10 protein-coding genes and 1 pseudogene are annotated in these 9,426 nt (G+C 65.2%); 8 read left to right on the forward strand and 3 right to left on the reverse strand.

Annotation, left to right across the window (positions count from 1 at the left end; genetic code table 11):
• Positions 1-453: DUF1465 family protein (locus tag EOA28_RS14055; RefSeq protein WP_128314973.1), on the reverse strand; the 453-nt coding region annotated here is incomplete at its 3' end.
• 535 nt (positions 454-988) lie between these two features.
• Here EOA28_RS14055 and EOA28_RS14060 point away from each other — a divergent pair.
• Positions 989-1,540, forward strand: a complete 552-nt coding sequence (locus EOA28_RS14060) for a DUF2269 family protein (protein ID WP_127249608.1) — start codon at positions 989-991, stop codon at positions 1,538-1,540.
• Between the two features lie 186 nt (positions 1,541-1,726).
• On the opposite strand, the gene EOA28_RS14065 is transcribed toward EOA28_RS14060, so the two are convergent.
• Positions 1,727-2,497, reverse strand: a complete 771-nt coding sequence (locus EOA28_RS14065) for a sulfite exporter TauE/SafE family protein (protein WP_127249649.1) — start codon at positions 2,495-2,497, stop codon at positions 1,727-1,729.
• 163 nt (positions 2,498-2,660) lie between these two features.
• On the opposite strand from EOA28_RS14065, the pseudogene EOA28_RS14070 reads away from it, so the two are divergent.
• Positions 2,661-3,069, forward strand: a pseudogene (locus EOA28_RS14070) (GNAT family N-acetyltransferase).
• Between the two features lie 139 nt (positions 3,070-3,208).
• Here EOA28_RS14070 and EOA28_RS14075 read toward each other — a convergent pair.
• Complete coding sequence (locus tag EOA28_RS14075; protein WP_126083675.1) at positions 3,209-3,643, reverse strand: SRPBCC domain-containing protein; 435 nt, start codon at positions 3,641-3,643, stop codon at positions 3,209-3,211.
• A gap of 160 nt (positions 3,644-3,803) precedes the next feature.
• Between EOA28_RS14075 and EOA28_RS14080 the strand changes: the two genes are divergently transcribed.
• From EOA28_RS14080 to EOA28_RS14105, 6 genes are all read left to right on the forward strand, one after another.
• Positions 3,804-4,901, forward strand: coding sequence for an adenylate/guanylate cyclase domain-containing protein (locus tag EOA28_RS14080; protein ID WP_127249650.1), 1,098 nt, complete (start codon positions 3,804-3,806; stop codon positions 4,899-4,901).
• A 179-nt stretch (positions 4,902-5,080) separates the two neighbouring features.
• Positions 5,081-5,728, forward strand: coding sequence for a thiamine phosphate synthase (locus EOA28_RS14085; RefSeq protein WP_127249609.1), 648 nt, complete (start codon positions 5,081-5,083; stop codon positions 5,726-5,728).
• 1 nt (position 5,729) lies between these two features.
• Entirely contained in the window at positions 5,730-6,908 is a 1,179-nt protein-coding gene (locus tag EOA28_RS14090; RefSeq protein WP_245463401.1) for a tetratricopeptide repeat protein, read from the forward strand.
• A gap of 117 nt (positions 6,909-7,025) precedes the next feature.
• A complete protein-coding gene (gene efp / locus EOA28_RS14095) occupies positions 7,026-7,592 on the forward strand; it encodes an elongation factor P (RefSeq protein ID WP_126080741.1) in 567 nt (188 codons plus the stop codon).
• Positions 7,593-7,629: 37 nt separating this feature from the next.
• Positions 7,630-8,430 carry an inositol monophosphatase family protein gene (locus tag EOA28_RS14100; protein ID WP_126080740.1) on the forward strand — a complete coding sequence of 267 codons (801 nt, stop codon included), beginning with the start codon at positions 7,630-7,632 and terminating at the stop codon, positions 8,428-8,430.
• 189 nt (positions 8,431-8,619) lie between these two features.
• Positions 8,620-9,312 (forward strand): hemolysin III family protein, encoded by a 693-nt coding sequence (locus EOA28_RS14105; RefSeq protein ID WP_127249610.1) that lies wholly within the window; start codon positions 8,620-8,622, stop codon positions 9,310-9,312.
• Positions 9,313-9,426 lie beyond the last annotated feature (114 nt).

Raw genomic sequence — 9,426 nt, forward strand, 5'->3', positions numbered from 1 at the left:
CTCGGCCCCGACACCGCCATAGATTTCCTCGTCCATGCGCCGCACCAGCGCCTGCAGGCGCAGCGAGCGCGTCACCAGATCGAGAAATTCCTTCGGCAACTCGTTCCAGCCAAGCGCCTCGTCATGCGCCGACGCGGTATCCAGCCGCACCTTGGATTTCTCCGAGGCCACCTGGTCGCGCGTCATCTCGCCGGAATTCGCCGCGCGCTGCAGCAGCAGCCAGGAGGCGACCTGCATCAGCCTGGTGGTCAGCCGCATCGATTCCGCCGCATAGAGGGTCGCGGCCGTGCGCGACAATTTCTTGGCCTCGAGCCTGCCCTTGCCATCGAGATATTCGGCGGCCTGCTCGACCAGCCCCATGCCTTCCTGGTAGAGCGGCTTGAAGGATTGGGAGAAAACCCGGCGCTCTGCCAGCTTGATGGTTTTCGCGCTGCCCTTCGAAGGCTCGTTCATCGATACGCCCCTGCACTGCCGCCAGCCGATTCGACTATCCTTGCCGACGTGGCCAGCACCCTTAAATGACCGAGGCTTGAAAATGCGCTTCGACGCCCATGAAGGCAAGCGCATGTTTAACAAACGGTTAACGCCGGCTGCTTTGGAGCCAGCCGCCTGCGGACAAAAAAAGAGCCGCGGATAAGGCGGCTCTCAGGAGTTTAACAGGGAGGCGTCAAACAAAGTGGCTCCAACCACTCGGTAAGAATCCAGCAAAACTGGATGCGCATAGTAAACGCCTGTAAAGCTTAACGAACCCTTAACGAGGCGGCGATTTTTTAAGCGAACGCGCTTCCCTGTGCCGGAACAGGACAGCGGCTCCGCCGCTGGGGATCGTCTAAAACCGGATTTTCGAATGCCGATCGTGGCCGCCTGTAACATGCCCGCCGCTGCCGCGGCATCGTTCCGAAACACGCGCCACGCAAAAGGCCGCTCCTCTGAAGCGGCGCGCAAATCCTCGCCGCTTGAAATCAGGCACGCTATCCGGGAGCAAACCATGGATTGGTATTCGATCGTCAAATTCCTTCACGTTGTTTCGGCCATCTTGTGGGTCGGCGGCGGCTTCGTGCTGTTCCTGCTCGGCGTGCTGGCCGAGCGCGCCGGCAACATCGAGGACAAGCTGCAGGCAATGCGCGCCAGCGGACAGCTCGGCGGCAGGTTCTTCGCGCCGATGTCGATGCTGACGCTGATCTTCGGCCTCGTCATGTGCGGTTTCTGGGTCGGCTTCACCGAACTGTGGATCGTCATCGGCCTCGTCGGCTATGCCACGACCTTCTCGATCGGCATGCTGATCTTCAAGCCGACCGGCGAGCGCATGGGCGCCATGGTCGCCGAGCAGGGTGTGACGCCCGCCGTCCTTGCCATCGGCCAGCGCATGATGAGATGGGCGCGCCTCGATTATGCGGTGATGCTGGTGATCATCGCCGACATGGTGCTGAAGCCCACTCTGCACGACATCGGCATTCTTGCCGGCATGGCAATGGTGATTGCGCTCGGCGCCGCCCTCGGCTTCGGCGGCAGCCGGCAGCTGGTGCCGAGCGCCGCCTGACATCAAGGCGACCGCCCGAGGCGCGTTGAGATTCAGGTCAGGCCGAGTCGGAGTCGAAGACGGGCGCGAAGCGACCAAACTGGGCGGTTTCCGAGAACCGGAGCGGAGCGTACTTAAAGTACGTGAGCACCGGAAGCGCAGGAAACCGCCATTTGCAGGCCGGCCTCACCTGAATATCTGCACGCCTCACATCAGGCCCGCAATGCCGTCCCAAAGCAGCTTGACGGCGGCCACCGCGACGGTGGCGTAGGTGAACGGATAGAAGATCTCCGGCCGCATGCGGCGCACCAGCCAGGCGCCGGCGATGGTAGACAGCGGCGCCAGCGGCATCAGCACCGCCGAGGCCGTGAGGTTGGCGGTGTCGAACTGGCCGAGCGCGAAATAGGGGATGAGCTTCAGCGCGTTTGTGGTGGCAAAGAAGATCGCGGCCGTTCCCGACAGCACTTTGGGATCAAGCCGGATCGGCAGCGCATAGACCTGGAAGGGCGGACCGCCGACATGGGCGACGAAGCTGGTGAAGCCGGCGACCGTGCCCCAGAAGGCGGCGGCGATGCGGTTCGGCTCGGCCGCATGATCGGCGCCATGGCGGAACTGCAGGTAGAGCCAGCGCAGCACGAACACCAGTGCGACGGCGCCGACGATCAGCCGCACCATCTCCTCGGTCACCAAGGCGGCGGTCAGCCAGCCGAGGCCGATGCCGATGACGGCGCCGGGCATCATGTCGACCAGCATCTTGCGGTCATAGACGCCCCACCACGTCCACACCGAAACGATATCCATCAGGCACAGGATCGGCAGCAGGATGGCCGCTGCCTGGACCGGCGGGATGGTCAGCGCCATCAACGGCACGCCGACGAAGCCGACGGCGCCGCCGAAGCCGCCTTTCGACAGGCCGACAAGGATCACCGCCGGGATGGCGGCGGCATAGAACCAGGGATCGCTGAGCAAGCCTGACATCGGCAAGAGAAGGTTGGAGGAGGCGGGGAACCAAGCCATAGCGCAGAACGGCGCCGCCGGGATAGTCATTAATGCCGGCATCCGCTATTGCCGCCCAATCAGCACGACCATCCGCCCCGCCAGGGTCCGCCGGTCGGTCGGCCCGCCATTTCGGAGAGTGGAAATGAACGCCATCAGCATTCGCCGTGCACGTGAAGCGGACGTTGCGGTCATCGTCGCAATGCTTGCCGACGATGCGCTGGGCCGGGCCCGTGAAGACGCAAGCCTGCCGCTGGCGCAACCCTATCTGGACGCCTTCGCGGCGATAGACGGCGATCCGAACCAGTTGCTCGCGGTGATGACCGATGGCAACGACGGTCATCGGCACGCTCCAGATCACCTTTCTCGCCGGCCTATCGCGGCGCGGCGAGGGGCTGGGACAGCGCCTGTTGGAATGGGCGATCGACAAATGCCGCGAGCGCGGCTGCCGGGTCGTGCAGCTGACGACGAACAAGAGCCGGACGGACGCGCACCGCTTCTATGAGCGGCTTGGCTTCAAAGCCAGCCATATCGGCTACAAGCTTGAACTCTAGAGCAATTCCAGGAGAGGTGTGAGCGGTTTTCCGTCCGGAATTGCGTAAAAACAAGAAGATAGCGCGTTTCGCCGTTTCCGTGAAACGGTGAAACACACTAGCGATTGGCCGCTGGCTGTCGGCAATTGCGGCCGCTGCCCTACATTTTGTCCGGTCCCGGGTCGCCACCGGCGGCGGTGATTGCGAGCCGATCCAGATAGTGCGTCCAGCCCTTCTCGTGGCTGTCGCAAATCTCTCGGTCGGCAAGGCCGCTATGGGTGAGCTTGACCCGCGTCCCGCCCGGCTCTTCGACCAGATCGATTTCGACGAGGCTCGAACCGGGTGGCGTCCGATCGTTGCCCTCCCAGCCGAAGCTGTAGGCAAGGCGGTGGACGGGTATGACCTCGGTGAATTGGCCGCGAGCCGTGGCTCTTCCTCCCAAATTCAGCAGATAGAGACCGCCAGGGTTGGGTTCCGCCGTTGCCTCCGTTCCCATCCAGCGCACAATCTTGTCCGGATCTGTCAGGAAGGCGAAGACTGTCGCCGGCGGCGCCGCGATCTGTACCTCGCGACGAACGATCAAGGGTTCAGCCATCGAAACCTCCCGGGTTTGCGCGCCAACACGGCTCGCCTGGCAGGTGGCGCCGGGCCAGCGCTTTCGATTCGAAGCCAAATCGCCCTGCCGTTCAACTAAAATCTCGTTGGCTCGATTCGCGCTGGTGACAGCGACGGAACGCCGAAGCATGATCATATCGATGCGGCTTTCTTCAACTTTCGCCTGGCTGGTCGACAGCGCCGGCGGCGCCGTCCAGCCGGATGATTTTCTGGCCACGCTCGGCGCGCGGCTGGTTGACGACGGGTTGCCGCTCGTCGGTGGAGCCCTGACGCTCGCCGCGCCGCATCCGATCATAACGCGCCGCGCCTGGCTGTGGCGGGCGGAGACAGGCGTCGTCATGGAGGCGCTGGGTTTTGGCGCCGGCATGATGCCTGGAACCGGAGAGGCAGATCTCGGACGCGAATGGCTGGCGGGACTGGGAACCGGTGTCGTGCACGATTACACGGTTGGTCCCAAGCGCGAGGATGCGCAATCGGGGAATCCAAAACTGAACTGGGCCGCGGCACGCCCTCTCGCGGAGCACGAATCGAAAACACTGGACCAGGTGGCGCGCTTCGCCGTGGCGCCGCTTGCCGCTCTCGCCGCCAGGTCGACGCTGTCGGCCCTGCTTGAGGCCTATCTTGGGCAACGCAGCGCGGCGCAGGTGTTGGCCGGCCGTTCGCGGCGCGAGGTTGGCGAGACAATCCGCGCGGTCCTGCTCTACAGCGATTTGCGCGACTTTACCGCCCTGTCGGAAGAGACGGACGCCGAGCAGGTCGTGGCGGCGCTCAACGCCAGCTTCGATCGCATCGCCGGCGCCGTTCACGCTTTTGGCGGCGAGGTGCTGAAATTCATCGGCGACGGCGTGCTGGCGATCTTTCCTGTCGGCGAGCGCTCGGTCTCAGAGGCTTGCGAGACGGCGTTGCGCGCGGTCGCAGCGGCGCGGGCGGGGATGGCGCAGCTCAATCAGGTTCGTGCCGGACAGGGCATGCCCGAGCTGCAATTCGGCATGGCGCTGCACATCGGCGACATGGTGTGGGGCAATGTCGGCACCGCCGACCGTCTGGATTTCACGGCAATCGGCCCGGCCGTGAACCTCGTCAGCAGGCTCGAAGGCCTGTGTCGGCCGCTTGGATGGAGCGTCCTGATCTCCGGTGCTGTCGCGGCGGAAACCTCGACGCCCTTGGTCCCGCTGGGCGAACACCAATTGCGTGGAATTGTCAGACCGTGCGCCGTCTTCAGCCTGCCGGACGGGTGATCCCTGGAGCGGTTCGGCGTTTCCGCGAACCGGCTCTGTAAACGACGGAGCGCGGCGATCCGGCGGCGTCCCCGCGCACGACGATCCTGCTTCGCCCTCCTGTTCAAGCTGGCCGCTTTGCTCTATGCCGCAATGCAACCATCTTCGCCCGGCATAGGCGAAACCGGGATCGAAGGCCAATGAACGATTTAACCCCGCCCAATCGCTGCCGCATCGTGCTGATCGCGCCGCCGCTCGTGCCGGCCGAGCATATCTGCGCGGCCTTCGAGGGCGGCGACGTCGCTTCGCTTATCCTGCCCGACAACGGCATGGACGATGCTTCCTTCCAGGCCTTTGCCGAACGGATCGTGCCGATCGCTCAAGGCGCCGGCATCGCCGTCATCATCGCCGGCGACAGCCGCATCGCCGGGCGCGTCCAGGCCGACGGCATCCATGTCGAGGCAAAGCCGCGGGAGCTCGCCGAGACGATCGAGCGACTGGCCGGCAAGATGATGGTCGGCGCCGGCGGCGCCAAGACGCGCGACGAGGCGCTGGAGCTCGGCGAGGAACGGCCCGACTACATGTTCTTCGGCCGCTTCGGCTACGACAACAAGCCGGAGCCGCATCACCGCAACCTCGCCCTCGGCGAATGGTGGGCTGAGATGATCTCGATTCCCTGCATCGTCATGGGCGGCTCCGAGCTTGCTTCCGTCGAGGCGGTGGCCGCGACCGGCGCCGAATTCGTGGCGCTGTCCAGCGCCGTTTTCGCCGATGGGCGCGATCCCGCGGCGGCGATCGCCGCCGCCAACGCGCTGCTCGATGAAACCGCGCCGCGTTTCGAGGACTGACATGCGCTTGCGTGTGCTTCCTCTGGCCGTCCTGGCCGGCTTGCTGGTTCCGGCTTGCTGGCTGGGCGAAACGGCGAGCGCGACCGAGACCGTGCCTCTGCCCCAGCCCCGGCCGGAGACGAGTGCGCCGGACAAGGGCGCGCCAGACGCAGCCAAGCCGGATGCAGGCTCGCTGGCCACGGGCACGCCGGATAAGGGCAAGCCGGACACAGCCACGCCGGACACCGCGCCGGATGCGAGCCGGTTCGGCGGCGATCCGCATATCGACAAGCCGATCCAGAACACCTTGCCGCAGCCGGCCACCATGACTCCGCCATCGGCCGACACCGTCAATCCCGACCGTTTCGGCGCCAAGCAGCCGGACGCCGCCTATGGCGCCTTCCAGCGCGGCCTCTACAAGACCGCATACAATCTCGCCATGGAGCGCGCCAAGAACGGCGATCCGGCCGCCGAGACGCTGGTGGCCGAAATCCTGTCGCGCGGGCTGGGCGTGCCGCTCAATCCCGCCGAGGCCGCAAAATGGTATGGGCTGGCCGCGGAACAGGGCGTGCCGGAGGCGCAGTTCCAATATGCGCTGATGCTGCTCGACGGCCGCTATGTGAAGAAGGACGAAAAGGGCGCCTTCGCGCTGATGCAGGCCTCGGCCGAGGCCGGCAACCGGCTTGCGCAGTTCAACTTCGCGCAGTTGCTTGTCCAGCAGGATCCCGGCGATGACGGGCTTGTGAAAGCCGCCGTCTACTACGAGCGCGCGGCCGCCACCGGCCTTGCCGACGCGCAATACGCGATGGCGCAACTCTATGCCAACGGCGCCGGCGGCAAGCCGCATGACGACGCCCAGGCGCGTATCCTCCTGACGCAAGCCGCGCGCCAAAACTACGACACGGCGCAGATCGACCTCGCCGCCTGGATGATCGAGGGGCGCGGTGGCGAGCGCGACCTGAAATCGGGCTTTGCCTGGATAAGACGGGCGGCGCAAGGCGGCAATGTCGCCGCCCAGAACCGCCTCGCCAAGCTCTATATGGGCGGCATCGGCACCGACCCGGACCTGATCCTCGCCGGCGCCTGGTATATCGTCGCTCGTCGCGCCGGACTGATCGACCCGCAGATGGACGATTTCCTGCAGGGCCTCGACGACGACCAGACCAAGCAGGCGCTGCAAAAGGCAAATCGCCTGCCTTGAGGCGCGTCGCCGCGGCAACCGCTCGGGTTCCCTCCCTTGCCTACCTTGGCAATTTGTGGTCTTGGAGGCGCCAAAGCGCGACCCGCGCCAGAAAATCTCATTCCGGATCAGTTCATCATGGCCAAGATCAGTGGCAGCGAAATCCGTCCCGGCTATGTCATCGAGCACGATGGCGGGCTGTGGGTGGCGGTCAAGACCAACACCGTCAAGCCCGGCAAGGGCGGCGCCTACAACCAGGTCGAGCTGAAGAACCTGATCAACGGCACCAAGCTCAACGAGCGCTTCCGCTCGGCCGAGACCGTCGAGCAGATAAGGCTCGACCTCAAGGATTTCTCGTTCCTCTACGAGCAGGGCGATGCGCTGGTGTTCATGGACACTGAAAGCTACGAGCAGCTCGAGCTGGCGAAGGACTTCGTCGGCGAGCGCGCCGCCTTCCTGCAGGACGGCATGATGGTGACGGTGCAGCTCTACGAGGAGCGGCCGATCGGCATCTCGCTGCCCGACCAGGTGACGCTGACCGTCACCGAGGCCGATCCGGTGGTGCGCGGCCAGACGGCCGCCTCCTCCTACAAGCCGGCGGTGCTGGAAAACGGCATCCGCGTTCTGGTGCCGCCCTTCATCTCGGCCGGCGAGCGCATCATCGTCGACACCAACGAAATCACCTATATGCGCCGCGCCGATTGAGCGCCGGCCGGTAGGAAGAAAAAGCCAGGAAGAAAAAATGGCGCGTTCCGCTCTCCTCAACGTCATGGTGCAGGCCGCGATGAAGGCCGGCCGCTCGCTGTCGCGCGACTTCGGCGAGGTGCAGAACCTGCAGGTCTCGATGAAGGGACCGGGCGACTATGTCAGCCAGGCCGACCGCAAGGCCGAAGAGATCGTCTACGCCGAGCTGTCGAAGGCGCGGCCGGGCTATGCCTTCCTGATGGAGGAGCGCGGCGCCGTGGAGGGCGAGGACGCCCAGCACCGCTGGATCGTCGATCCGCTCGACGGCACCACCAACTTCCTGCACGGCATCCCGCTCTTCTCGGTGTCGATCGCGCTCGAGCGCCAGGGCCAGGTCGTCGCCGGCGTCGTCTACAATCCGGCCATGGACGAGCTCTACACGGCCGAGCGCGGCGGCGGCGCCTTCATGAACGACCGCCGGCTGCGCGTTGCCGGCCGCTCCAAGCTCACCGACGCGGTGATCGGCTGCGGCGTGCCGCATCTCGGCCGCGGCCAGCACGGCAACTTCCTGATCGAGCTGCGCAACGTCATGGCCGAAGTCTCGGGTGTTCGCCGCCTCGGTTCCGCGGCGCTCGACCTTGCCTATGTCGCGGCCGGACGCATGGACGGCTTCTGGGAAACCGGCCTGTCGTCCTGGGATATCGCCGCCGGCATCCTTCTGGTGCGCGAAGCCGGCGGCTTCGTCTCCGACATGGATGGCGCGCAGGACATGCTGGACAATGGCGAGGTCGTCGCCGGCAACGAGCTCATCCAGCGCGCGCTGCTCAAGACCGTGAAGAAGCCGTTGGCGCCTCGCTGAGCGCGGCGTCGCGGTCAGCGCCCTACCGCGAAAGTCGGAATCGATTTTCGCAAGGGATCATGCGCAAATCAACGCGCCACAGCGCTCTTTGCGCGTCGAAAGGACGCGCGGCGCCGCAGTCGCAAAACCGCAACCGAAGCTTGAAATACTGGTCCGCGACTGCCCAGATTAGGGTTGCAGGATCATGTGATGAGCGACGCGCGACCAGATACGCAGCTTGAGATCCCCTTCGTGGGACGCTGGCATTATTCGCGCGCCGAAATGATCGCCGACGGCATCGTCCACGCGGTGGGCATCGTGCTGGCGATCGCGGCGGGCTCCGCCTTCCTGGCGCTCGCGGCTTTCCATGCCGGCCCCGGCGAGTATGCCGCCGCTGTGTTCTATGTCGTCTCGCTGCTCACCGTGCTGTCGGTGTCGCTGGCCTACAATCTGTGGCCGGTATCCTGGCCGGCGAAATGGATCCTGCGCCGCTTCGACCACGCCGCGATCTATCTCCTGATCGCCGCCACCTACACGCCCTTCCTAGCCCAACTCGACAACTCGCCGCTGGCATTGCCCATGATCGTCGTCGTGTGGGGTGCCGCGCTGGCCGGCATCGCCATCAAGATGTTCCTGCCCGGCCGCTACGACCGGCTGGCCATCCTCTTCTACCTCGCCATCGGCTGGAGCGGCGTGGTGCTCGCCGGACCGCTGATCGAGACGCTGCCGCCGACCTCGGTCGCGCTGCTCGTCGCCGGCGGCATCGTCTATTCCCTGGGCGTCGTCTTCTTCGCCTGGAAAGGCCTGCGCTTCCACAATGCCGTCTGGCACGGCTTCGTCGTCACCGGCGCCGGGCTGCATCTGGCCGCCATGGTCGACTGCCTGGTCGTCAACCGGTTCTAATCCATGACATAGGCCATATTGCCAAGCACCATTCAATTTGGTCACAATTCCGTTTAGAGTCGCGGCAATTCTGCGGCGGGTGGCATCGGAAACGGGGCACGGATGGCTTTTCTC

The sequence above is a fragment of the Mesorhizobium sp. M2A.F.Ca.ET.067.02.1.1 genome, assembly GCF_004023285.1.
GTDB lineage: Bacteria > Pseudomonadota > Alphaproteobacteria > Rhizobiales > Rhizobiaceae > Mesorhizobium.